Annotated in this window: 22 protein-coding genes; 14 read left to right on the top strand and 8 right to left on the bottom strand. The window is 59.1% G+C overall.

Annotation, left to right across the window (positions count from 1 at the left end; translation table 11 throughout):
• Nucleotides 1-144: 144 nt before the first annotated feature.
• Both NL116_RS04120 and NL116_RS04115 read right to left on the bottom strand, forming a co-directional pair.
• Nucleotides 145-786 (bottom strand): response regulator, encoded by a 642-nt coding sequence (locus NL116_RS04120; RefSeq protein WP_494376129.1) that lies wholly within the window; start codon nucleotides 784-786, stop codon nucleotides 145-147.
• A 35-nt stretch (nucleotides 787-821) separates the two neighbouring features.
• Entirely contained in the window at nucleotides 822-3,218 is a 2,397-nt protein-coding gene (locus tag NL116_RS04115) for a PAS domain-containing sensor histidine kinase (protein ID WP_494376128.1), read from the bottom strand.
• A 73-nt stretch (nucleotides 3,219-3,291) separates the two neighbouring features.
• Between NL116_RS04115 and NL116_RS04110 the strand changes: the two genes are divergently transcribed.
• Nucleotides 3,292-4,284, top strand: a complete 993-nt coding sequence (locus NL116_RS04110) for an alpha/beta hydrolase family protein (RefSeq protein WP_494376127.1) — start codon at nucleotides 3,292-3,294, stop codon at nucleotides 4,282-4,284.
• A gap of 142 nt (nucleotides 4,285-4,426) precedes the next feature.
• On the opposite strand, the gene NL116_RS04105 is transcribed toward NL116_RS04110, so the two are convergent.
• Genes NL116_RS04105 through NL116_RS04095 form a run of 3 tightly spaced genes read right to left on the bottom strand, consistent with a single transcriptional unit; the run spans nucleotide 4,427 to nucleotide 6,883 of the window.
• Nucleotides 4,427-5,194 (bottom strand): TerB family tellurite resistance protein, encoded by a 768-nt coding sequence (locus tag NL116_RS04105; RefSeq protein ID WP_494376126.1) that lies wholly within the window; start codon nucleotides 5,192-5,194, stop codon nucleotides 4,427-4,429.
• A gap of 1 nt (nucleotide 5,195) precedes the next feature.
• Nucleotides 5,196-5,867: an N-acetylmuramate alpha-1-phosphate uridylyltransferase MurU gene (gene murU / locus NL116_RS04100; protein ID WP_494376125.1), complete on the bottom strand. Its 672-nt coding sequence runs from the start codon at nucleotides 5,865-5,867 to the stop codon at nucleotides 5,196-5,198.
• Complete coding sequence (locus tag NL116_RS04095; RefSeq protein ID WP_494376124.1) at nucleotides 5,864-6,883, bottom strand: aminoglycoside phosphotransferase family protein; 1,020 nt, start codon at nucleotides 6,881-6,883, stop codon at nucleotides 5,864-5,866. Before NL116_RS04095 ends, murU begins: the two co-directional genes overlap by 4 nt.
• 130 nt (nucleotides 6,884-7,013) lie before the next feature.
• On the opposite strand from NL116_RS04095, the gene NL116_RS04090 reads away from it, so the two are divergent.
• From NL116_RS04090 to NL116_RS04040, 11 genes are all read left to right on the top strand, one after another.
• Nucleotides 7,014-9,821: an LPS-assembly protein LptD gene (locus NL116_RS04090; protein ID WP_494376123.1), complete on the top strand. Its 2,808-nt coding sequence runs from the start codon at nucleotides 7,014-7,016 to the stop codon at nucleotides 9,819-9,821.
• Nucleotides 9,796-11,118 carry a peptidylprolyl isomerase SurA gene (gene surA / locus NL116_RS04085; protein ID WP_193560109.1) on the top strand — a complete coding sequence of 441 codons (1,323 nt, stop codon included), beginning with the start codon at nucleotides 9,796-9,798 and terminating at the stop codon, nucleotides 11,116-11,118. The genes NL116_RS04090 and surA overlap by 26 nt, the downstream gene beginning before the upstream one ends.
• Nucleotides 11,115-12,104 (top strand): 4-hydroxythreonine-4-phosphate dehydrogenase PdxA, encoded by a 990-nt coding sequence (gene pdxA, locus NL116_RS04080; RefSeq protein WP_494376122.1) that lies wholly within the window; start codon nucleotides 11,115-11,117, stop codon nucleotides 12,102-12,104. The genes surA and pdxA overlap by 4 nt, the downstream gene beginning before the upstream one ends.
• Nucleotides 12,101-12,919 carry a 16S rRNA (adenine(1518)-N(6)/adenine(1519)-N(6))-dimethyltransferase RsmA gene (gene rsmA / locus NL116_RS04075; protein ID WP_494376121.1) on the top strand — a complete coding sequence of 273 codons (819 nt, stop codon included), beginning with the start codon at nucleotides 12,101-12,103 and terminating at the stop codon, nucleotides 12,917-12,919. Before pdxA ends, rsmA begins: the two co-directional genes overlap by 4 nt.
• Nucleotides 12,920-13,041: 122 nt before the next feature.
• Nucleotides 13,042-13,422 (top strand): Co2+/Mg2+ efflux facilitator ApaG/CorD, encoded by a 381-nt coding sequence (gene apaG / locus NL116_RS04070; RefSeq protein ID WP_494376120.1) that lies wholly within the window; start codon nucleotides 13,042-13,044, stop codon nucleotides 13,420-13,422.
• Nucleotides 13,422-14,303, top strand: a complete 882-nt coding sequence (locus NL116_RS04065; protein WP_494376119.1) for a symmetrical bis(5'-nucleosyl)-tetraphosphatase — start codon at nucleotides 13,422-13,424, stop codon at nucleotides 14,301-14,303. Before apaG ends, NL116_RS04065 begins: the two co-directional genes overlap by 1 nt.
• A gap of 33 nt (nucleotides 14,304-14,336) precedes the next feature.
• The gene (gene glpE / locus NL116_RS04060; RefSeq protein WP_323570272.1) at nucleotides 14,337-14,666 is read left to right on the top strand and encodes a thiosulfate sulfurtransferase GlpE; all 330 of its coding nucleotides are present in this window, start codon (nucleotides 14,337-14,339) and stop codon (nucleotides 14,664-14,666) included.
• A gap of 296 nt (nucleotides 14,667-14,962) precedes the next feature.
• Nucleotides 14,963-16,885: a PrkA family serine protein kinase gene (locus NL116_RS04055; RefSeq protein WP_494376118.1), complete on the top strand. Its 1,923-nt coding sequence runs from the start codon at nucleotides 14,963-14,965 to the stop codon at nucleotides 16,883-16,885.
• Between the two features lie 203 nt (nucleotides 16,886-17,088).
• Nucleotides 17,089-18,360, top strand: a complete 1,272-nt coding sequence (locus NL116_RS04050) for a YeaH/YhbH family protein (protein ID WP_494376117.1) — start codon at nucleotides 17,089-17,091, stop codon at nucleotides 18,358-18,360.
• Nucleotides 18,357-19,919 carry a SpoVR family protein gene (locus NL116_RS04045; RefSeq protein WP_123433089.1) on the top strand — a complete coding sequence of 521 codons (1,563 nt, stop codon included), beginning with the start codon at nucleotides 18,357-18,359 and terminating at the stop codon, nucleotides 19,917-19,919. Before NL116_RS04050 ends, NL116_RS04045 begins: the two co-directional genes overlap by 4 nt.
• Nucleotides 19,920-19,982: 63 nt before the next feature.
• Complete coding sequence (locus NL116_RS04040; protein WP_494376116.1) at nucleotides 19,983-21,212, top strand: multifunctional CCA addition/repair protein; 1,230 nt, start codon at nucleotides 19,983-19,985, stop codon at nucleotides 21,210-21,212.
• A gap of 77 nt (nucleotides 21,213-21,289) precedes the next feature.
• Here NL116_RS04040 and folK read toward each other — a convergent pair whose 3' ends face one another.
• Together folK and folB are read right to left on the bottom strand one after the other, a co-directional pair.
• On the bottom strand, nucleotides 21,290-21,808 hold the full coding sequence (gene folK / locus NL116_RS04035) for a 2-amino-4-hydroxy-6-hydroxymethyldihydropteridine diphosphokinase (RefSeq protein ID WP_494376115.1): 519 nt from the start codon (nucleotides 21,806-21,808) through the stop codon (nucleotides 21,290-21,292).
• Nucleotides 21,799-22,155 (bottom strand): dihydroneopterin aldolase, encoded by a 357-nt coding sequence (gene folB / locus NL116_RS04030; protein WP_027926721.1) that lies wholly within the window; start codon nucleotides 22,153-22,155, stop codon nucleotides 21,799-21,801. Before folB ends, folK begins: the two co-directional genes overlap by 10 nt.
• Nucleotides 22,156-22,229: 74 nt before the next feature.
• On the opposite strand from folB, the gene plsY reads away from it, so the two are divergent.
• Entirely contained in the window at nucleotides 22,230-22,799 is a 570-nt protein-coding gene (plsY, locus tag NL116_RS04025; protein ID WP_494376114.1) for a glycerol-3-phosphate 1-O-acyltransferase PlsY, read from the top strand.
• Between the two features lie 22 nt (nucleotides 22,800-22,821).
• Here plsY and tsaD read toward each other — a convergent pair whose 3' ends face one another.
• Nucleotides 22,822-23,847, bottom strand: coding sequence for a tRNA (adenosine(37)-N6)-threonylcarbamoyltransferase complex transferase subunit TsaD (gene tsaD, locus NL116_RS04020; protein WP_494376113.1), 1,026 nt, complete (start codon nucleotides 23,845-23,847; stop codon nucleotides 22,822-22,824).
• Between the two features lie 199 nt (nucleotides 23,848-24,046).
• On the opposite strand from tsaD, the gene rpsU reads away from it, so the two are divergent.
• Entirely contained in the window at nucleotides 24,047-24,262 is a 216-nt protein-coding gene (rpsU, locus tag NL116_RS04015) for a 30S ribosomal protein S21 (RefSeq protein WP_002551877.1), read from the top strand.
• The last annotated feature ends 244 nt before the right edge of the window (nucleotides 24,263-24,506 follow it).

Genomic DNA, 24,506 nt, shown 5'->3' with positions numbered 1-24,506 from the left:
ACAGGAAAATGCGGCGCTGCAGGCGTGTCGCAGATGGATATGACGACGCGTCACCCGTTGTGTGAGCGCTGCTTGTTGACGATGGCGATCTGCAGGACGCCATCACCAGCAAGCCGTGCTCTTACAAAGAAAAAACGGTGGCTTTCAGAGGAGTTTGTGTTCCATCGCGTACTTCACCAGTTCCGCCAGCGATGTGATGTTGAGCTTCTGCATCAACCGAGCCTTGTGGGTGCTGATGGTTTTGCTGCTCAGGGCCAGTTGCTGAGCGATGTCATTGACGTTGACGCCCTGGGCCAAACGTTCGAATACCGAAAACTCGCGCTCCGACAGCAATGAATGCAACGGCCGCGAATCGGTCAGGCCAACTTCGAACACCATTCGGTCGGCGAGGTCCGGGTCGATGTAGCGCCCGCCCGCCGCCACTTTACGGATTGCCGTCAACAACAGCGCCGGATCGCTGTCCTTGGTCGCGTAACCCGCTGCGCCGATCTTCAACGCCCGAGCGGCCATTTGCGCTTCGTCGTGCATCGACAACACGAGGATGGCGGGCGGATTGTTCAGCGCACGAATCCGCGGAATCGCTTCCAGGCCATTGACGCCCGGCATGGAGATGTCGAGCAATACCACTTCGCACGGCACATGCCGCAGGGTTTCAAGCAACTGCTCACCATTGCTCGCCTCCCCCACCACCAGCAGGTCCTTGGCCAGGCCAATCAATTGCTTGATGCCTTCGCGGACGATGGTGTGGTCTTCGGCTACCAGTACACGGATCACGTTCTTCTCCATTCAAGATCATTCGCGAGCAAAGACACTACAAAAAATCAGACTGCATCCAGCGGCACCCAAACACTCAGCGTGGTGCCCTCGCCCGGCTCACTCTCAAGCGACAACCGCCCACCCATGATCAACACCCGCTCACGCATGCCCACCACCCCGAAAGAGGTCGGCCGGCCGGTCGCGGCAACAAATCCTGCGCCATCATCGCTGACGGTCAGACACAACTCGTCGCCTTCCAGTACCAGTGACAGTTCAACAGTATGCGCCTGGGCATGGCGCATGACATTGGTCAGGGCTTCTTGAAGGATCCTGAACAAGCCAATCGCCTTCGCATCACTGAGCACCGGAAGATTGTCCGGCACCTGCACCAGACACGGAATCTGCGTGCGCGCCTCGAATCGCCGGGCCTGCCATTCGATGGCGGAAGCGATGCCGGCATCGAGAATCGGTGGTCGCAGCGCCGTGGCCACGTCGCGCACCAACTGGAACAGCTGGGCGATCAAGCGCTTCATGCTGTGCAAGCGTTCGTTCAAACCAGGGTCAAGTTGTGCGTAAGCCAATTCGCACATGGACGTTTCCAGCTTGAGCACGGTCAGCATTTGGCCTAGCTCGTCATGAACCTCCCTGGCGATGCGCGCCTTTTCCTCTTCCCGCACACTTTCCAGGTGGGCGGACAATTCACGCAACTGTTCGCGGGAGCTGGCCAACTCCAGTTCAATGCGCTTGCTTTCGCTGATGTCCCAGACGATACCGTCCCAGACGTAGGCGCCATCTTCGAGCTTACGGGTAATGGCCTTGATCTCGGCCCAGCGTTGTTCGCCCGAACGGGTCAGGATTCGTCCTTGCCACGACCAGTCGCTGTCGGTGTCCAGCGCATGGTCTTGCGTCTGGTGATAGCTGGCCTTGTCGTCCGGGTGCACCAGACTGCGCAGGCCTTTGTCGCGATGGGCCAGGGTGGCCGGCGAGTAGCCCACCAGGGTTTCACTGCCTTCACTGATGTAGGCAAAGTCGATTTGCCCTGTCACCGGCGCACGCTCCAGGCGAAACACCAATCCCGGAACGTTGGCCGCGATGCCCTGCAAGCGTGCCTCGCTTTCCTGCAACGCAGCCAATGCACGACGGCGTTCAGTCACGTCATTGAGGTAGACCACCAGGTATTCGCCATCACGAAAGCGCATGAAGCTCAACGAGACATCCGTCGGCAAAATACTGCCATCGGCCCGCACGCAGTGGGTTTCGAAGCTTTGCGGTCCGTCCTCGCTGGCCCGTGCGCGCTTCCACAAATTCAACCAGCGGTCCATGTGCAGGCCGGGCTCGAAGTCGATCAGCGGCCGATCGATGATCCCGCCAGGGGCGTAGCCGAGCATGTTTTCGGCGGCACGGTTGGCGTAGCGCACATGGCTGTCCCAGTTGACCCAGAGAATGCCGACGGTGCTCTGATCGATGGAAAACTGCGTCAGGCGCAACGCCTCTTCGCTGGCCTCGCGCAAGGCAATGTCTTCGCGCGCGGCCAACAGGAGCGCCTCCAGACTGTTTTGTTGGCGTCGCTGCCAGAACACGATGGCCATGCAGCTCAACAGCATGACGGCGAACAGCAGGCAAAGGTTTTGCCAGAACCCCGGGGACTCGGTCAATCGCGGGTATTTGGGTTGTAGCCATTGGTTGTGCAGTTGTTCCAGGTCCTTGGCCGGGATCGCCCGCAACGCACTTTCGACAATGCCGGCCAGCTCCGGCCAATCCCGGCGAGTGGCCACGCGCAGCAATTGCGGCAGGCCGATGTCGCCCACCACGACCAGTCCGGCGAACTCCGGCTCGGCGGACAAGCGTCCCAGTTGCGCCTCGTCGACCACGGCGTAGCCGGCTTGCTGACTGAGCAACAATTGCAGCGCCTGGCGCTCGATGGGCACGCCTTGCAGGTTCAGATGGGGATAATTGCTGCGCAGATAATCGGCGGTCGCGCTGGGCATGCGCACCGCGACGCGGGTCTGGCTGTCGAGTTTCTCCAGCTCCACCACACCGGTGCCTTTCTCGTCACTGACCACCAGTTGCGGAACCCGCATGTACGGGTCGGTAAATTGCCACCGACGCAAACCGGCCGGGGTTTGCGTCAGGCCGACGGCGATGTCGATTTCACCCTCGCGCGCGGCGTATTCCAGTTGTGTGACATCCGGGAAATTGCGCCAGCTGAGCTCGACCTTGAGCGCGCTGGCCAGCCATTTCATCAGCTCGACGTTGACCCCGGACAATCGTTGCAAGCGGCGATCGTATTGAGCATAAGGCGCCTGTAACACCACGCCGACGCGCAATTCGTCATGAGCGGCGAGCCATTGTTGTTGCTCAGGTGACAACGCCGCGGCATGCCCCGGTGGCGCGGACGCCGTCCACCCCATCAAGGGAAACCACAAACAGCCGATAACCCACAGGCAGCGAAAACGCATCATCGAAATCTCACACACTGACAAACACTGACTAACCCATTAGGCTGCCGGAATCACTTCTGGCCTGGAATATCCGATGCCCCCTGTCTACCGCCTGGCACTGCCAGCATTGTGCCTGTCGCTGATCCTGCCTTGTGCCTTTTCCGTCGAGGCCGCCGACCTTGCACCTGCCGCGGCAGAAAAAACCGCAGAAGAAAAACCGGTTGAACGCCAGCCATTGCCTGAGCGTAGTCAGGAAGAAGCGACAGCACTTGAGCGAAAAATCCCCGTTCAGGAACAGCAACAGCTACAAGCCGGCGCCGACACCTTTCTCGCCTTGTGGAAGCTGGCCAACACCGCCGAGCCCAAGGGCGCGGTGATTATCATCCCCGGCGCTGGCGAAACGGTTGACTGGCCGCAAGCAATCGGTCCTTTGCGCCGTCAATTGCCGGACGCCAAATGGAGCAGCCTGAGTATCACCTTGCCGGACCTGCAAAGCGACGCCATTGCGCCACGCATCGTCGAAATCGCCCCGGCGCCCAAAGCACCGGAGACCGGCAGCAAGGATTCCACCACGGCGGCGCCCATCGAGCAGGCCGCCGGCGGCGAAGCGGAAGTGGCTGACAAGGCCATTGCCGAAACAACCGAGGAACAGGCCAAGGCCGACGCCGAGCGCATCTTCGCGCGTATCGACGCCGCCATTGCCTATGCCGAACAGCAAAGCGCTCGCAGCATTGTCGTCCTAGGCCATGGTACTGGCGCTTACTGGGCCGCCCGTTATCTGAGCGAGAGACAACCCTCGCAGGTGGAAAAATTTGTCATGGTCGCCGCCCAGACACCTCTTGCAGCAAAGCCTGAGCTGGCCGAACTGACGCCGACGTTGAAGCTGCCGACGGCTGACCTTTTCTATGTGGATAAGCCGCTGGATCGCAAAGCAGCGCTGGAACGCATGCAGGCCAGCAAACGGTTGAAGACATCGACGTTCAGCCAGGTTTCGCTGAAGGCATTGCCGGGTAATGCGAAGGCTGAGCAGGAGCAATTGGTGCGCCGGGTGCGTGGTTGGTTGAACCCGCAGAATAGTGCGGACTGATAGACCGAGTTACCCCATTCGCGAGCAAGCCCGCTTCCACATTAAATCTTCAGTTGGCACAAATTCTGTGTGCGACGCAGATCAAATGTGGAAGCGGGCTTGCTCGCGAAGGCGGCATCCCGGGCGATACAACGCTTGCCAACTACCGAAAATTTCGCCGCTCTCGAATCAACGTATAAGCCGTATGCAATTCACGCGTCTTGTCCGTTGCCTCACGCACCTGCAACGCCGTCGCCCCGCTGCCGGCAATCTTGTCCGGATGATGACGACTCAGCAGGCGCCGATAAGCGCGCTTGATCTGCGCCGGTTCGCTGGTTGCCGACACTCCCAACAACCGCAATGCGTCCTGGTAGGTGATCGCGCTGCTGACTTGCGGCCGCTTGTGCTGCTCGTAATCGGCGGCCAGCGCCTGGACCTGATGGGGCGTCCATCCCAGCCACTTGCCCCACTGGGCAATCAGCTCGCGCTCACGACTGCCGGCACGGCCATCGGCCCAGACCATACGCCAACAGGCGCGCAACACACCTTCCGCCGCATGTGGCTGAGCACTCAAACGCCGTAGATAACCACGCAACCGGTCATTGCCGGACTTGCCGCGATTGAACGCCGCAATGGCACGACGCTGCGCCGAATCCGTCATCTCCAACGCACGCATTTCCTGCCGGGCCTGCTGGATGTGGCCTTCCACCACTTGCCCGTCACTCTTGGCCAGGCGACCCAACAACACGAACAGCAGTTCGTCATTGCGCAGCATCGGACGACCGCCGAGCTTTTCCAGCAAGTGTCCAAAACTTTGCAGGTTCAAGCGCCGATCCAGCGCCTGCCCCAACAAGGCGCCAAGCATGGCCCCCGGAATGCTGGCTATGGCAAAACCGGCTCCGGCTCCGATCAGAGTCCCTGGCCACAGCATCTCAGCGGCTCGCTTCTATCAGGGTTTCAACGTCGGCCAGGCGATCGTGCGTGCCAACATCCACCCATTGGCCTTTCAGGCGCTCTCCCGTCACCTGCCCGTCCGCCATGGCTTTACGTAACAGCGGCGCCAGCTTGAAAGCCCCGTCCGAACAACCGTCGAACAGTTGTGGATGCAGCACTGCGATGCCGCTGTACGTCAGGGTCGCAGTCTCCGGCCGACCGTCGTGCACCTGCCCGTCGAACAAGGTGAAATCGCCCGTCGGGTGATGAGCCGGGTTATCCGCCAGCACCAGGTGAGCCAGCCCGTTGATGGGTTGATGCAGCACGCTGAAGTCGTAGTCGGTCCAGATGTCGCCGTTGACCACCACAAAGGCCTCGTCACCCAGCAACGGTAATGCGCGAAAAATCCCGCCACCGGTTTCCAGCGGCTCGCCTTCCGGCGAGTACTGAATGCTGACGCCGAAGCGTGAACCGTCGCCCAGGTAGTCCTCGATCTGCTGACCGAGCCAGGCGTGGTTGATCACGATCTCGGTGAACCCGGCCGCCGCGAGGGCGCGCAGGTGGTACTCGATCAATGGCACGCCGCCGGCGCGAACCAGCGGTTTGGGGGTGGTCAGGGTCAACGGGCGCATGCGTTCGCCCTTGCCGGCCGCCAGAATCATTGCCTTCATGCAGTCGCTCCGGCACGCAGACTCAGCAGCAACACATCCAGCTCGGCCAGTTCAGGGCGGCGGGCGATCACAGCCTCTATATAGGCGAAGAAGCGCGGCACGTCGGCGAGGTAGCGCGGCTTGCCATCGCGATGGCAGATGCGGGCAAAGATGCCGATGACTTTCAGGTGACGCTGCACGCCCATCAAGTCGCTGGCACGCAAGAACTCTTCGAAGTCCGGCTGAACGGGAATGTCGAGGGTTGCGGCTTGTTGCCAGTACTGTTCGAGCCAGCCGCGCACACGATCTTCGGGCCAGCTGAGGAAGGCGTCCTTGAACAGGCAGGTCACGTCATAGGTCACGGGACCGTACACCGCGTCCTGAAAATCCAGCACACCCGGGTTAGGTTCACTGAGCATCAGGTTGCGTGGCATGTAGTCGCGGTGCACCAGGACTTTGGGCTGGGCCAAGGCGCTATCGATCAACAGATCGGTGACGTTCTGCCAAAGCATTTTCTGCGCAGCGTCGAACTCGATGCCCAGCTCGTGCTTTACATACCAATCCGGGAACAGTTCCAGCTCGCGACGCAACAGTGCAACGTCATAACCCGGCAACGGCGCAACCATCGGCAACTGCTGAAAAGCCAACAGTGCTTGCAGGGCATCGTTAAACAAATCGTCGGCATTTTCGCTGTCGATCACGTCGAGATAAGTCTTGCCGCCCAGGTCATTGAGCAAAAGAAAACCGCGTTCGAGGTCTTCGGCATAAATTTTCGGCACATTTATTCCGGATTTCGCCAGCAAAAAAGCGATATCCACGAAGGGTTTGCAGTTTTCCTGGGGCGGTGGAGCGTCCATCACAATGAAGCTTTTGCCCTCGCCCTCCCAGCGGAAATAGCGCCGAAAACTCGCGTCGCTACTGGCCGCGGTCAACGTGGCCGGGGGTACGGCGCCCCAGCCCTGTTCTGCAAACAGAATCGCCAACTGCTCATCGAGCCAAACTTTCAGGTGTTGCAAACGTACATCTTGGTCAGGCATTGCAAGGGTCTCCGACGGCGCTAGCCGTCAAGCGGGTCATGCTTTATTATCCAGCATCTTTTTCAGACCATCGAGAGGCGTGCGGCCCACACCGCGGGCAGATGGCACGCAGGAAGCCCGGACTAATAAGATGGCATTGAAATCCCCCGCGTTTCGTAAAAAATTTCCGTTGTTGGTTACCGGCAGTCTGCTGGCCCTGCAACCCCTAGCCACTTCATTCGTGGTCGCCGCGGAACAGTATGACTGCTCAGTCTCTGCTTCGGGTGCCTGGAACTGTGCGCCCAAAACGCCGGCGGCGGCACTGCCACCGCGTCCCGCCCATAACGGTGCGGTCACTGCCGTTGCCGACGCCGAAGCCGAGAGCGGTGCCAGCGCAGGCGCCGAAGCCAAGCCTCCACTCGTTACCGAGTCCAAGGGCCGTGGCATGAAGTCGCGTAGTGCAGACTACAGTCACCTTGACTGGGTTCCACGCGAGAACCTCACTGCCGCGCAATTGGCCGAAACCGGTCCTTATTGCTCTGGTTCCTATATCGAACCGATTCGTCCTGGCATGAATGACAAGACGAATAAAAGTGACGCACCGACCTTTATCGGCGCCAAGGCCTCGCGCTACAACACCGAAGATCAGGTCGGCACGCTGGCCGGTGACGTCGTGTTGCGCCAGGGCAGCATGCAGGTCGAGTCCGACGAGGCCAGCCTGTATCAGGCCGAAAGCCGCGCCGAACTCAATGGCGACGTGCGCATCCGCGACAACGGCGCGCTGATCGTCGGCGACCACGCCGACGTGCAGCTCGACACCGGTGAAGCCAAGGTCGACAACGCCGAATACGTGATGCACAAATCCCGTATCCGCGGTAACGCGCTGTACGCCAAGCGTGCTGAAAACGCGATCATCCGCCTCAAGGATGGTACGTACACCACGTGCGAACCAAACAGCAACGCCTGGCAGCTCAAGGGTAACAACATCACCCTGAACCCGGCGACCGGCTTCGGTACTGCGACCAACGTGACTCTGCGGGTCAAGGACATTCCTGTCCTGTACACGCCGTACATCTATTTCCCGATCGACGACCGTCGCCAGTCGGGCTTCCTGCCGCCGACCATCGGCACCGGCAGCGATACCGGCTTCATGCTGGTCACACCGTATTACTTCAACCTGGCGCCGAATTACGACGCCACGTTGTACCCGCGTTATATGGAAAAGCATGGCTTGTTGATGGAAGGCGAGTTCCGCTACCTGACCAAGTCCAGCGAAGGTCAGTTCGGTGCGGCGTATCTCAATGACGAGGACACCCAACGCGACCAGCAGAGCGACTTCCAGAAAGAACGCTACATGTATAACTGGCAGCACAAGGGTGGTCTCGATGAGCGCGTTTACACGCAAGTCGATTACACCAAGATCAGCGACCCTTACTACTTCCAGGATCTACAGACCGACCAGATTGGTATAAAAAGCGCTGACTACGTGAACCAGCAGGCGTCTGTCAGCTACCGTGGCGACAACTACACGGCCCGCGTCAACGCTCAGGCATTACAACTGGCGTCTGTTGCCCTTATCACGCCGTATGACCGCTTGCCGCAGATCACTTTCAACGGTGCGCTGCCAGATCATCCAGGCGGCCTGGATTTCACCTACGACACCGAAATCGTGCGGTTTGATCGAGACCTGCAAAACGGCACATACACCGATGAAGACGGCAACGTATCCCCACGTCTGGACACCAACGTTCAAGGCCTGGCCCGTGCCAACGGCGATCGCCTCAACCTGGCGCCAGCCGTCAGCCTGCCGCTGGACTGGACGTATGGTTTCGTGAAGCCGAAGCTCAAGTACCAATACACCCAGTACCAACTGGATCTGGACAGCATCGGCAAGAGCCAGATCGTGGCTCAGGATCAGGCCGCTGCTGCAGCAGGGACGAAAAACTTCAACGGCAATTTCGGCAGCAACCAGAACCGTGGCGTGCCGATTGCCAGCATTGACAGTGGCCTGTACTTCGATCGCAACACCCAATGGTTTGGCAAGAACTACCGTCAGACACTTGAGCCGCGCCTGTACTACCTCTATGTACCAGAGGAAGACCAGACAGACATTCCGGTGTTCGACACCAGTGAATACACCTTCAACTATGCATCGCTGTTCCGGGACAACCGCTTCTCTGGCTCCGACCGTGTCGGCGACGAGAACAAACTGTCGCTGGGCATCACCAACCGCTGGATCGAAGACGACGGCTTTGAGCGTCAACGCATCAGCGTAGGTCAGGCCTTGTTCTTCAAGGACCGCGAAGTCCAGTTGCCCGGTATCAATCCAAAAACCCGCGAAGATGCGCAAACCAGCAATTCGCCCTATGCACTGGATTACGAATATCGCTGGAACCGCGACTGGCGCACCACGGCCGACTTTAACTGGGACCCGAACAGCCGCAGCACGCGCTCGGGTAGTGCAATGTTCCACTACCAGCCTGAAGACAATCCTAACAAGGTCGTCAACGCCGGCTATCGCTATCGTAACGACCAGGTGATCTACAACCAGAACACCGGTCAATGGCAGTTCGGCGGTGACTACGGCACTCCTGGCTCACCTGACTTCGTGAAGGACTACTACAAGATCGAGCAGCACGACTTCTCGGTTATCTGGCCGGTCGTGCCTCAATGGAACGCCATCAGCCGCTGGCAGTATGACTACAACCGCAACCGTACCCTGGAAGCCTTTGGTGGTTTCGAGTACGACAACTGCTGCTGGAAATTACGCCTGATCAACCGTTACTGGGTTGCCTATGACGAGTTCAGTCAACAAGCGCCCCAAAACGAAAAAGGCGACCACGGCGTCTTCCTACAAATCGTTCTGAAAGGTCTCGGCGGCCTCACCGGCGCCAAAGTAGAGAGCTTCCTCGACAAAGGCATCCAAGGTTATCGTGAACGTGAAGACCAAGCTTTCTGATTGTCTGCGCCCGCTGCTGCTGGGCGCGCTGTTCCTGGGTACCGCGGCTAACGCTGCCGTACAGTCCATCGACAAAGTGGTGGCCATCGTCGACAACGATGTGGTCATGCAGAGCCAACTGGACCAACGCGTTCATGAAGTTCAGGCGACGATCGCCAAACGCGGTTCTGCCGTGCCGCCAGCCAGTGTGCTGGAGCAGCAGGTGCTCGAGCGTCTGATCGTCGAAAACCTGCAATTGCAGATCGGCGAACGTTCAGGCATCCGCATTACCGACGAAGAGCTGAACCAGGCAGTGGGCACCATTGCCCAGCGTAACAACATGTCGGTGGATCAATTCCGCGCCGCGCTGGCTCACGACGGTCTGTCTTACGACGACGCCCGTGAACAGATTCGCCGTGAAATGGTCATCAGCCGTGTGCGTCAACGCCGTGTGGCCGAGCGCATCCAGGTATCTGAGCAGGAAGTGAAGAACTTCCTCGCCTCCGACCTTGGCAAGATGCAATTGTCTGAAGAGTTCCGCCTGGCGAATATCCTGATTCCTACGCCGGAAAGCGCCAACTCCGATGCGATTCAGAATGCTGCCAAACAGGCCGACGCGGTTTACCAGCAGCTCAAGCAAGGCGCTGATTTCGGTCAGTTGGCCATCGCCAAGTCTGCCAGCGAAACTGCACTTGAAGGCGGCGACATGGGCTGGCGTAAAGCCGCTCAACTGCCACCTCCTTTCGATCGCATGTTGAGCACCATGACGGTTGGCGAAGTGACCCAGCCAATGCGCACACCGGGGGGTTTCATCATCCTGAAGATCCTCGACAAGCGTGGCGGGGCAACCCAGACGCGAGACGAGGTGCACGTGCGCCACATCCTGGTCAAACCAAGCCCGATCCGTGACGAAGAGAAAACCAAGGCCCTGGCCCAGTCGCTCTACACGCGTATCGAAGCCGGCGAAGACTTCAGCGAACTGGCGAAAAGCTACTCGGAAGACCCGGGTTCTGCCCTCAATGGCGGCGATTTGAACTGGATCGACCCGAACGCATTGGTGCCTGAGTTCCGCGAAGTGATGGCCAAGACCCCGCAAGGTCAGCTGTCCAAGCCATTCAAGACCCAGTACGGCTGGCACGTTCTGGAAGTGCTGGGCCGTCGCGCCACCGACAGCACCGCTCAGGCACGCGAGCAACAGGCGATGACCGTACTGCGTAACCGCAAATACGACGAAGAGCTGCAAACCTGGCTGCGTCAGATCCGCGACGAAGCGTACGTAGAAATCAAACTCCCTGGTGCAAGCCAGGCAGCGCAGTGAAACCCAAGCGTTTCGCGCTGACACCCGGCGAACCGGCCGGCATAGGTCCTGACCTGTGCCTGCTGCTTGCCTCGCACGCCCAGCCACACCCCCTGATTGCCATTACCAGCCGCGACCTGCTCCTTGAGCGGGCCGCGCAGTTGGGTGTGGTTGTCGATCTGCTGCCGGTAACGCCGGACAGCTGGCCGGATGTGCCTGCGCCTGCGAACAGTTTGTATGTCTGGGATACACCGCTCAATGCGCCTGTCGTCGCCGGCCAGTTGGACAAGGCCAATGCCGCTTTCGTCCTGGAAACCCTGACCCGTGCGGGTCAAGGCTGCCTGGACGGGCACTTCGCCGGCATGATCACCGCCCCTGTGCACAAGGGTGTGATCAATGAATCCGGGATCGCCTTCTCTGGCCACACGGAATTCCTCGCTGACCTGACCCATACCGCCCAAGTGGTGATGATGTTGGCCACGCGTGGATTGCGCGTAGCGTTGGTCACCACTCACCTGCCCCTGCGCGAGATTGCCGATGCGATCACACCGGAGCGCCTGGAGCGGGTCACACGAATTCTGCACGCCGACCTGCAAGAAAAATTCGGCATCGCCCGGCCACGCATCCTGGTCTGCGGGCTTAACCCGCACGCCGGTGAAGGCGGACACCTGGGCCATGAAGAAATTGACATCATCGAACCTACATTAGAGCGACTGCGCGGTGAAGGCATGGACCTTCGTGGCCCCCTGCCCGCCGACACTCTGTTTACCCCCAAATATCTGGAGCACTGCGACGCAGTGCTGGCGATGTACCACGACCAGGGCCTGCCCGTGCTGAAATACAAAGGCTTCGGCGCAGCAGTCAACGTGACCCTCGGCTTGCCGATCATCCGCACATCGGTCGACCACGGCACTGCCCTGGACCTGGCCGGCAGCGGAAGAATCGACACCGGCAGCCTTCAAGTCGCCCTGGAAACCGCCTACCAGATGGCCGAGACCCGTATATGACCGAGCATTACCAACACAAGGCGCGCAAACGCTTTGGCCAGAACTTCCTGCACGATGCCGGCGTTATCGACCGTATCCTGCGCTCCATCCATGCCAAGACCGAAGACCGCGTGCTGGAAATCGGCCCGGGCCAGGGTGCCCTGACTCAAGGCCTGCTCAATAGCGGCGCGCAGCTGGACGTGGTGGAGCTGGACAAAGACCTGGTACCGATCCTCAATCAGCAGTTCGCCGGACGGAGCAACTTCAGCCTGCATCAGGGCGATGCGTTGAAGTTCGATTTCACCAGCCTGAATGCTGCGCCGGGCAGCCTGCGCGTGGTCGGCAACCTGCCGTACAACATTTCTACACCGCTGATTTTTCACCTGCTGCATAACGCAAGCCTGATCCGCGACATGCACTTCATGCTGCAAAAAGAAGTGGTCGAGCGCATGGCGGCGGGGCCTGGAGGCGGTGACTGGGGTCGCCTGTCGATCATGGTTCAGTACCACTGCCGCGTCGAACATCTGTTCAATGTCGGCCCGGGTGCGTTCAATCCCCCGCCAAAGGTTGATTCGGCCATCGTGCGCCTGGTACCGCACGCGGTACTGCCACACCCGGCAAAAGACCACAAATTGCTGGAGCGCGTCGTTCGCGAAGCCTTCAACCAGCGCCGCAAGACCCTGCGCAACACCCTCAAGTTGCTGCTGAGCAATGCCGAGATCGAAGCCGCCGGCGTCGATGGCAGCCTGCGCCCCGAACAGCTCGACCTGGCCGCCTTCGTGCGCCTGGCCGACAAGCTCAGCGAACAAGTCCTGAACCCTCCCGCCGCCGATTGACAGGTGACGAGCGTTATCGGGTAGGACGCCAGACGCGATGTCTGGTTTACTACCCGGTACTTGGCCTAGACTGACTCCATCAGCTACGCCCCGCGTCCCGCTTCGTTTTTAAGGCCTCTTGCATGTCCGATCCTCGTTATCAGGTCGACGTCAGCGTCGTCACCCGTTATCTGGCAGAACAATCGCAACCCGACCAACACCGCTTTGCCTTCGCGTACACCATTACCGTGCACAACAATGGCGAGCTACCGGCCAAACTGCTGTCGCGGCACTGGGTAATCACCGACGGTGACGGGCATGTCGAGGAGGTAAAGGGTGCGGGCGTCGTCGGCTTGCAGCCGCTGATCCAGGCCGGCGAAAACCACACCTACAGCAGCGGCACGGTCATGACCACCAAGGTCGGCACCATGCAAGGCACTTATCAGATGATTGCCGACGACGGTAAGCATTTTGACGCCATCATCGCTCCATTCCGCTTGGCGGTGCCCGGAGCCTTGCACTAATGGCAACGTACGCGGTCGGTGACTTGCAAGGCTGCCTCGAGCCCCTGCAATGCCTGCTTGAGCAGGTCGCTTTTGATCCGGCCAAGGATCGCCTCTGGCTGGTCGGCGACCTCGTCAACCGCGGCCCGCAATCGCTGGCAACCTTGCGCTTTCTCTATGGCATTCGTGAATCGCTGGTGTGCGTACTGGGCAACCATGACCTGCACTTGCTGGCCGCCGGACGCAACATCGAACGCCTGAAAAAATCCGACACCCTGCGCGAGATCCTCGAAGCGCCCGATTGTGCGGATCTGCTGGAGTGGCTGCGTCAGCAAAAGCTCATGCATTACGACGAACAGCGCGGGATCACACTGGTCCACGCCGGCATTCCACCACAGTGGTCATTGCGCAAAGCCTTGAAGTGCGCCGCCGAAGTTGAAGAGGCACTGCGCGACGACAATCGCATCGCCCCGTACCTGGACGGCATGTACGGCAACGAACCGGTGAAATGGGATAGCGACCTCAGGGGCGTGACCCGCCTGCGCGTTATCACCAACTATTTCACCCGCATGCGGTTCTGCACCAGCGAGGGCAAACTCGACCTCAAGAGCAAGGAAGGCGTTGGCACTGCGCTACCGGGCTACAAGCCATGGTTTACGTACAAGGAACGCAAGACCAAGGGCCTCAAGATCATCTTCGGCCATTGGGCGGCCCTCGAAGGCCACTGTGACGAACCGGGAATCTTCGCGCTCGACACCGGTTGTGTCTGGGGCGGAGCCATGACCTTGATGAACGTCGACACCTTTGAGCGCTTGCAGTGCCAATGCAACGATCAGGGCCACAGCGAACCCGCTGTCGCCCCAACCCTTACCGAACAAACCCCAGCCAGCGCCCCGCGCTAGACTGCGCTATCAGCCGAGCCACAGGAGCCCGCCATGAGCGAATTCAAACGTATCCCCCCGGAGCAGGCACAGGCCCTGCGTGAACAAGGCGCAGTAGTGGTTGACGTCCGTGATCCTGCCACCTTCGCCGCGCTACACATCAGCGGTTCGAAGCATCTGGACAATGTCTCCATTTCTGACTTCATCCGCGCCGCCGACCTTGATGCGCCGACGGTAGTAGTCTGCTATCACGGCAATTCAAGTCAAAGCGCGGCGGCCTATCTGATCAGCCAAGGTTTCTCCGACGTCTACAGCATGGACGGCGGTTTTGAGCTGTGGCGAACGACTTACCCTGCAGAAACCGCGCAAGGCACCGCCGAATAATTTTTTTGTAACCTGCGAGCCCCGTCCACCGCGGGCTCGCGCGGTGGCAGACGAACGGTCTGCCACACATAATTACGTATCTCGCCTTTACCTCCCGAATTAGCAACTATCCTTAAGCGCAGGCCATCCAAAACAGGGGAGAGCCGGTACACCGGCGCGCGGGTCATCGGGAGTAGCTTTCGGAGTAGTCAGCTCCGTTAGAGTTCTGGGGGGTAAACAGCGACCGCCTGTTCGGTTGCTGCCAGCATCGACTGAGTGATCCGGCGTCGGCTCCACGTATCGAGCGAGGTGACGTCATGAGTATCTTTAGCCACTTCCAACAACGCTTCGAGTCCACACGCCAGGAAGAATTCTCGCTGCAAGAGTATCTTGAGCTGTGCAAACAGGACCGCAGCGCCTACGCCTCCGCTGCCGAGCGTCTATTGCTGGCCATCGGAGAACCGGAGCTGCTCGACACCTCGACCAACTCGAGGCTGTCGCGAATCTTTTCCAACAAGGTGATCCGCCGCTATCCGGCCTTTGAAGACTTCCACGGGATGGAAGAATGCATCGACCAGATCGTCTCGTATTTCCGCCATGCCGCTCAGGGCCTGGAAGAAAAGAAACAAATCCTTTATCTGCTCGGCCCCGTCGGCGGCGGTAAATCGTCCCTGGCCGAGAAGCTGAAACAGTTGATCGAGAAAGTGCCCTTCTACGCGATCAAGGGCTCACCGGTATTCGAGTCGCCACTGGGTCTGTTCAACGCCACCGAAGATGGTGCGATCCTCGAAGAAGACTTCGGCATTCCGCGGCGCTACCTCAACACCATCATGTCGCCATGGGCGACCAAGCGCCTGGCCGAGTTCGGCGGCGACATCAGCCAGTTCCGCGTGGTGAAACTCTATCCGTCGATCCTCAATCAGATCGCCGTGGCCAAAACCGAGCCGGGAGACGAGAACAACCAGGACATCTCGGCCCTGGTGGGTAAGGTCGACATCCGCAAACTGGAGGAATACCCACAGAACGACGCCGATGCCTACAGCTACTCGGGCGCGCTGTGCCGGGCGAACCAGGGCCTGATGGAATTCGTCGAAATGTTCAAGGCGCCGATCAAGGTGCTGCACCCATTGCTGACCGCCACTCAGGAAGGCAACTACAACAGTACCGAAGGCCTCGGCGCGATTCCGTTTACCGGGATCCTGCTGGCGCACTCCAACGAGTCGGAATGGCACACCTTCCGTAACAACAAGAACAACGAAGCGTTCATCGACCGGATCTACATCGTCAAAGTACCGTACTGCCTGCGGGTCAGCGACGAAGTGAAGATCTACGACAAACTGCTGTTCAACAGCTCCCTGGCCAAGGCCCATTGCGCGCCCGACACCTTGAAGATGCTCGCCCAGTTCACCGTGCTCTCGCGCCTCAAGGAGCCGGAAAACTCGAACATCTATTCGAAAATGCGCGTGTATGACGGTGAAAACCTCAAGGACACCGATCCCAAGGCCAAGTCGATACAGGAATACCGTGACAACGCCGGTGTCGACGAGGGGATGAACGGTCTGTCGACCCGCTTCGCGTTCAAGATCCTGTCGAAGGTCTTCAACTTCGATCCCCACGAAATCGCCGCCAACCCGGTGCATTTGCTGTACGTGCTTGAACAACAGATCGAACAGGAACAATTCCAGGCCGAAACCCGCGAACGCTACCTGCGCTTCCTCAAGGAATACCTGGCACCGCGATACATCGAGTTCATCGGCAAGGAGATCCAGACTGCCTACCTCGAGTCGTACAGCGAGTACGGCCAGAACATCTTCGATCGCTACGTGCTGTACGCCGACTTCTGGATCCAGGACCAGGAATATCGCGACCCGGAAACCGGCGAGATCCTCAACCGCGTTGCCCTGAACGAAGAACTGGAGAAAATCGAAAAACCGGCCGGCATCAGCAATCCGAAGGATTTCCGCAACGAAATCGTCAACTTCGTACTGCGCGCCCGGGCCAACAACAATGGCAAGAACCCGACCTGGCTCAGCTACGAAAAACTGCGGGTGGTCATCGAGAAGAAAATGTTCTCCAACACTGAGGACCTGCTACCGGTCATCAGCTTCAACGCCAAGGCCAGCAAAGAGGACCAGCAGAAGCACAACGACTTTGTCACACGGATGGTCGAGCGCGGTTACACCGACAAACAGGTACGGCTGCTGTCCGAGTGGTACCTGCGGGTCAGAAAATCACAATAACCCGCTGCCGGTCAGACCGGTTGTCGTCAGCCAGAGGCCTGTGTATGCATTTTCTGTTACACAAGCCTCTGGAAGGTGTTCGAAAGTCGGTAGCGAGTTCAGGCAGCATCCAAAGCGCTTGGGGGAGCGTCGCTCATCCCTTGCACTTGGTCCGATGCCGCATCACCGCTCGCCCCTTTCAGGACAGCTTCTAAGGAGCAGTCATGAGCTATGTGATCGACCGACGTCTCAATGGCAAGAACAAGAGCACGGTGAACCGTCAGCGGTTTCTGCGGCGTTACCGTGATCACATCAAAAAGGCTGTCGAAGAGGCGGTCAGCCGGCGCTCCATCACCGATATGGAACACGGCGAACAGATCAGCATTCCCGGCCGCGATATTGACGAGCCGGTGCTTCACCACGGCCGTGGTGGCAAACAAACCGTCGTGCACCCCGGTAACAAGGAGTTCACCAGCGGCGAGCACATTGCCCGTCCGCCCGGTGGTGGCGGAGGCAGGGGCCCCGGCAAGGCAGGCAACTCGGGCGAAGGGATGGACGAATTCGTCTTCCAGATCACCCAGGAGGAATTCCTCGAATTCATGTTCGAGGACCTCGAGTTGCCGAACCTGGTCAAGCGCAACCTGACCGGCACCGACACCTTCAAAACCGTACGTGCCGGGATCAGCAACGAAGGCAACCCATCGCGCATCAACATTATCCGCACCTTGCGCTCGGCCCATGCACGGCGCATTGCCCTGTCCGGGAGCAGCCGTGCAAAGCTACGTGAAGCCAAAGTGGAACTGCTGCGACTCAAGCAGGAAGAACCGGACAATTTCGGCGATATCCAGAAAATCGAGGCTGAAATCGAAAAACTCAGTGCGCGGATTCATCGCGTACCGTTCCTCGACACCTTCGACCTCAAGTACAACCTACTGATCAAGCAGCCCAACCCCAGCTCCAAGGCCGTGATGTTCTGCCTGATGGACGTGTCCGGCTCCATGACCCAGGCGACCAAAGACATCGCCAAGCGCTTCTTCATTCTGCTGTACCTGTTTCTCAAGCGTAACTACGACAAGATCGACGTCGTGTTCATCCGCCACCACACCAGCGCCCGGGAAGTGGATGAAGAAGAGTTCTTCTACTCGCGAGAAACCGGCGGCACCATCGTTTCCAGTGCCTTGAAGTTGATGCAAGAGATCATGGCCGAGCGCTATCCGAGCAACGAATGGAACATCTATGCCGCCCAGGCGTCCGACGGCGATAACTGGAATGACGATTCACCAATCTGCCGCGACATTCTGATTAACCAGATCATGCCATTCGTGCAGTACTACACTTACGTTGAGATCACCCCACGCGAACATCAAGCCCTGTGGTTCGAGTACGAGCGCATCGCCGAAGCTTTCTCTGACACTTTTGCCCAGCAGCAACTGGTCTCGGCCGGGGATATCTACCCGGTCTTCCGTGAACTCTTCCAGCGCAGGTTAGTGACATGACCGCCAAAGAGCAGAAGCGCCAACCCATTTCCACCGGTTCCGAATGGACGTTCGAGCTGATCCAGGCCTACGACAAGGAAATCAGTCGCCTGGCAGCCCGTTATGCCCTCGACACTTACCCTAACCAGATCGAAGTGATCACCGCCGAACAGATGATGGATGCCTACGCCTCTGTCGGCATGCCGTTGGGCTATCACCATTGGTCCTACGGCAAGCACTTCCTCAGCACCGAGAAATCCTACAGCCGTGGGCAGATGGGGCTGGCCTACGAAATCGTGATCAACTCCGATCCGTGCATCGCCTACCTGATGGAAGAAAACACCATCTGCATGCAGGCACTGGTCGTGGCGCATGCCTGCTACGGGCATAACAGCTTTTTCAAAGGCAATTACCTGTTCCGCACCTGGACCGACGCCAGTTCGATCATCGATTACCTGGTGTTCGCCAAGCAGTACATCATGCAGTGCGAGGAACGCCACGGCATCGACGCCGTGGAGGACTTGCTCGACTCCTGCCATGCACTGATGAACTACGGCGTCGACCGCTACAAACGCCCTTACCCGATTTCCGCGGAAGAAGAACGGCGTCGGCAAAAGGATCGGGAAGAGCATCTGCAGAAACAGATCAACGATCTGTGGCGCACCATTCCCAAAGGCGCGGACAAGTACAGCGACAAGGACAATGCGCGCTTTCCCGCCGAACCTCAGGAAAACATCCTGTACTTCATCGAAAAACACGCACCGCTGCTCGAACCGTGGCAGCGGGAAATCGTGCGGATCGTGCGCAAGATCGCCCAATACTTTTATCCACAGCGCCAGACCCAGGTGATGAACGAAGGCTGGGCCACGTTCTGGCACTACACGCTGATGAACGACTTGTACGACGAAGGCTTGGTCACCGACGGTTTCATGATGGAGTTCCTGACATCCCATACCAGCGTGGTGTTTCAACCCGGTTTTGACAGCCCTTACTACAGCGGAATCAACCCTTACACCCTTGGGTTCGCGATGTACCGGGATATCCGGCGCATGTGCGAGGAACCCACCGATGAAGATCGCCACTGGTTCCCGGAAATTGCCGGCACCGACTGGCTATCCACCATCAAGTTCGCCATGAGCAGCTTCAAGGATGAGAGTTTCATCCTCCAGTACCTGTCACCGAAAGTGATCCGCGACCTGAAGTTGTTCAGCATTCTCGATGACGACCAAAAGGACGACCTGCTGGTACCAGCGATCCACGATGAAGAAGGCTACCGCATCATCCGGGAAACCCTGGCGGCCCAATACAACCTGGGCAATCGCGAGCCCAACGTGCAGATTTACAGCATCGACCGGCGTGGCGACCGCTCCCTGACCCTGCGTCACCAGCAACACGACCGCAAGCCGCTGGGCGAATCCACCGAGGAAGTGCTCAAGCATCTTCACCGCCTGTGGGGATTCGATATTCACCTGGAAACCCTGCAAGGGGATCAGGTAATGAAAACCCATCATGTCCCCCCCAGAAGTGAACACAGTGAAGGGGATTACGGTCGACTGGACCTGGCCGTCATTCATCTTTGAGCCTGTTTGAACCTCCGCAAGTTCGACGCAACGGTTATTCTGTCGAGCTAACGGAGGTTTTTTATGCAGATTTATAAAGTCGGTGGCGCAGTACGTGATCGCCTGCTCGGCAAACCTGTCACCGATATCGATTGGGTGGTGGTCGGCGCCACGACCGAAGAAATGCTCGCGAAGGGTTTTCGCCCGGTGGGTGCGGACTTTCCGGTATTTCTTCATCCGAAAAGCGGCGAGGAATACGCCCTCGCCCGCACCGAGCGTAAAAGCGGACGCGGTTATGGCGGTTTTACTTTTCACGCCAGTCCCGAGGTCACCCTCGAAGAAGACCTGATTCGCCGCGACCTGACGATCAATGCCATGGCCGAAGACGATGAGCAGAACCTGACTGACCCCTACCATGGCCAGCGCGATCTTGAAGCGCGCCTGCTCCGTCACGTTTCCCCCGCGTTCGCCGAAGATCCTCTACGCGTCCTGCGCGTTGCCCGCTTTGCTGCCCGCTATGCGGCGCTGGGATTCACAGTTGCTCCCGAGACACTTGAGTTGATGCGCGAACTCAGCGAATCCGGCGAACTGCAAGCCCTGACCGCTGAACGCAGCTGGAAAGAAATCTCCCGCGCGTTGATGGAAGATCAGCCGCAAGTGTTCATTGAAGTGCTACGCGAGTGCGGTGCACTGAAGGTGCTGATGCCTGAAGTCGACAGGCTGTTTGGCGTTCCACAGCCCGAAGCGCACCACCCGGAAATCGACACGGGCGTGCACACGCTTAGCGTGCTTGAACAAGCAGCGCTGCACAAACAACCATTGACCGTGCGTTGGGCCTGCCTGCTGCACGACCTCGGTAAAGGATTGACGCCCGAGGAAGAATGGCCACGCCATATTGCTCATGAACACACTGGCCTAAAGCTGATCAAAGCGGTCAACGAACGCTTCAAGGCGCCGAAAGACTGTCAGGAACTGGCGTTGCTGGTCGGCCGATATCACACGCACGGTCATCGCGCTCTGGAGCTGAAACCTTCGACTTTGCTGGAGTTGCTGCAAAGCTTTGACGTTTACCGGCGGCCGCAGCGGTTTGAGGAATTTATCGCAGCTTGCGAGATGGACGCGCGCGGACGCAAAGGGCTGGAACAAAGAAGTTATCCACAGGCGGATTATTTACGCGGGGCGGCGACGGCAGCCCGAAGCGTGGCGGTTCAGCCATTGCTGGAAAAGGGGTTCAAGGGTCCGGAACTGGGTGAGGCGATCAAGCGTGAACGGCTTAAAGCGCTGAAAGCCTACAAGGAGGCGGCGTCTACCTGAAAGCATCGCAGGAATGCACGCTCCCACAGGTTTTGCATAGACCCTGTGGGAGCGTGCTGGCGAAGATGTCATCCGCCTCACAACAAATTTGAAGGGGTCAACTGCACGCCACGCCACTCAAAAGCCACCGGCGCCAACACCTGATCAATCTGCGCCTCGCCCCACAAGGTCGCAAAGCTTTTGCCTACGCCCGGATGCAAACGATCCGGCGCAATCAGCGACAAAGGCCACAACACAAAAGCATTCTTCAGAATCTCTGCCCGCGGCAGGATCAATCCATCGAAATTGCCCACCAGATCACCAAACAACAATACGTCGATGTCCAGCGGCAAACCCTTGCGGTCCGGCGCATAACGGCCATTGTCCGCCTCAATGAACTTCAATCGACGGTCCAGTTCGATCAGCGGCAGATCGGTGTATGCCGACACCACGAAATTGAAGAATGGCCCGCTCTTGATGCCCACCGGCTGGCTTTCGAACACGGCCGAGCAGCGGATATCCACCAAAAACGTCGCCAAGGCCTCGAGCCCCGCCTGCAAATGGGTTTCTCGCTCGATATTGCTACCGAGCCCGAGGTACACCTGAGTCAGCGACATCCGCGCTCGATCTCCACGCCCACACCGCCCTTGGCAGCCGGGACAGCGCCAGGCTTGGTCAGCTTGAGACGCACCCAGGTGATCTTGAATTCGCTCATCAGCACTTCGACCAGACGCTCGGCGAAGGTCTCGACCAATTGATACTGCGCCTGCTCGGCAAACGCCTGGATGCGCGACGAAACGCTCGCGTAATCGAGCGCCAGGGTCAGGTCATCACCGGCAGCGGCCGGGCGATTGTCCCAAGCGAAGCTCAGATCAAGACGCAGGCACTGTCGGATGCCTCGCTCCCAGTCGTAGGCACCGATCACGGTGTCGACTTCCAGGCCCTCGATAAACACTCTGTCCAAGCACTTTTCTCCGCTGCACGACAAGGGCGCAATGCGCCGTTAGAATCAGGGCGTCCTCGCCCGGAATAGTTAGCATGTTTTGGTTATTGGCGATCCTCGCCTACCTGCTCGGCTCGCTGTCCTTCGCCATTTTGCTCAGCCGCCTGACCGGGAACCCCGATCCGCGAATGAGTGGATCGGGCAATGCCGGCGCCACCAACATGTTGCGCCTGGCCGGCAAAAAACTCGCTGTCCTGACCTTGCTCGGCGACCTCTGCAAAGGCTTGCTGCCCGTGCTGATCGCCGCTCTTGCCGGTCTTTCGCTGCGAGAACAGGCCTGGATCGGCATCTGCGCCGTCATTGGCCATCTGTATCCAGTGTACTTCCGCTTTCGCGGCGGCAAAGGTGTCGCCACCGCTGCCGGCATGCTGCTGGGGCTTTACCCGCCCGCCGCACTGCTGGCGGTGTGCGCCTGGCTACTGACGTTCTACCTGACCCGCACCAGCTCACTCGCTGCACTGATCGCCACGCCGCTGACCCTGCCATTGCTTGCCTGGCAGGAACCCGCAGCCTTGCTGCCCATGAGCGCTCTCACCGGACTGATTGTGTGGCGTCATCGCGGCAATCTACGCGACCTGTTTGCCGGGCGCGAACGGCATTTTTAAATACCGGACGTGAACCCGCTCATCACAGCGCCGACAACTGCTCCATCGGCCAACGCGCCTGCACGCTGATCGCCAGGCTTTCATGCTGGCCGGCCTGCAAGCGCTGGCATCCGGCAAACGCGATCATTGCGCCATTGTCGGTGCAGAACTCCGGGCGGGCGTAAAACACGTCGCCCTTCATGTCGCCGAGCATTTTCTCCAGCGAGGTGCGCAGTGCCTTGTTGGCGCTGACGCCCCCCGCGATGACCAGGCGCTTCATGCCCGCTTGCTTGAGGGCTCGCTTGCACTTGATGGTCAAAGTCTCCACCACAGCCTGCTGGAACGCCAGAGAGATGTCGCAACGGGCTTGTTCGCTGTCGTCCCCGGCGCTGACGCTTTGCTGCCAGGTGTTCAAGGCGAAGGTTTTCAAGCCGCTGAAGCTGAATGCCAGGCCCGGGCGGTCGCACATCGGACGCGGAAACGTGAATCGCCCACCAACGCCTCGCTCGGCCAGGCGCGCGATTTCCGGGCCGCCCGGGTAGTTGAGCCCCATCATCTTCGCGGTCTTGTCGAACGCCTCACCGGCGGCGTCGTCCAGTGTCTCGCCCAACAGGGTGTATTGGCCGATTCCGTCAACCTGAACCAACTGCGTATGGCCGCCGGACACCAACAAAGCGACGAACGGGAATTCTGGCGGTTGCGCCTCCAGCATCGGCGCCAGCAAGTGGCCTTCCATGTGGTGCACGCCCAAGGCCGGAATGCCCCAGGCAAAGGCCAGCGCCTGGGCGCAGGAAGCGCCGACCAGCAACGCGCCGACCAGGCCAGGACCCGCGGTGTAAGCGATGGCGTCGATCTCGGTCGGCACGCAGTCAGCTTCGGCCAACACCTGACGAATCAAGGGCAGCATGCGTTTGACGTGGTCGCGCGAGGCCAGCTCCGGCACCACGCCACCATAGGCACGGTGCAAGTCGATCTGACTGAACAGTGCGTCGGCCAACAGCCCGCGTTCACTGTCATACAATGCGACACCGGTTTCGTCGCAGGAGGTTTCTAATCCCAGTACTAGCATGGGTTTGCGCCTTGTTTAGGCTGAATTCGAAGGCGCGCATAATAGTCGCCGCGTGATGCCCCGACCAGCGGTTTTCGATCAGAGGCTTTGCATTCCGTGCGATGAGGGGTTAACATCCGCAACCCTTAAAAACCGACGTCTTCAAGTGCTCTTTTGCCGCGAGGATGTTGACCCCGGTAATGAATGAAGGTAGCTCTGGATGCCAGCCGTCAAAGTAAAAGAGAACGAACCCTTCGACGTAGCTCTGCGTCGTTTCAAGCGCTCCTGCGAAAAAGCCGGTGTACTGGCTGAAGTTCGTAGCCGCGAATTTTACGAGAAGCCAACTTCCGAGCGTAAGCGCAAAGCAGCAGCCGCTGTTAAGCGTCACGCGAAGAAAGTTCAGCGCGAACAGCGCCGCGCCGTTCGTCTGTACTAATACACAGACGATCGTAGCAAGCTTCTGCCAAGCCCGGCTCCAAGCCGGGCTAATGGCATTTGCGTAAAACGCTTGATGCTTCACCGTCGGAGCCGCAGACGCGACCGAGACAAATCTGCTTCACAGCGTCAGACCTGGCTCTTTTGCCAGCGGTGCACGTCTTTTCTGACGAGCCTTCCAAGGCTACTGACGAGCACACCCACTGATTCCTCTCACGACGATCAGCCCAAGGCACCTGCTTGCG

The organism is Pseudomonas sp. FBCC-B1667 (genome assembly GCF_059133255.1).
The sequence above is the reverse complement of the archived record's forward strand: the minus strand, read 5'-3'. Positions and strand labels throughout refer to the sequence as shown.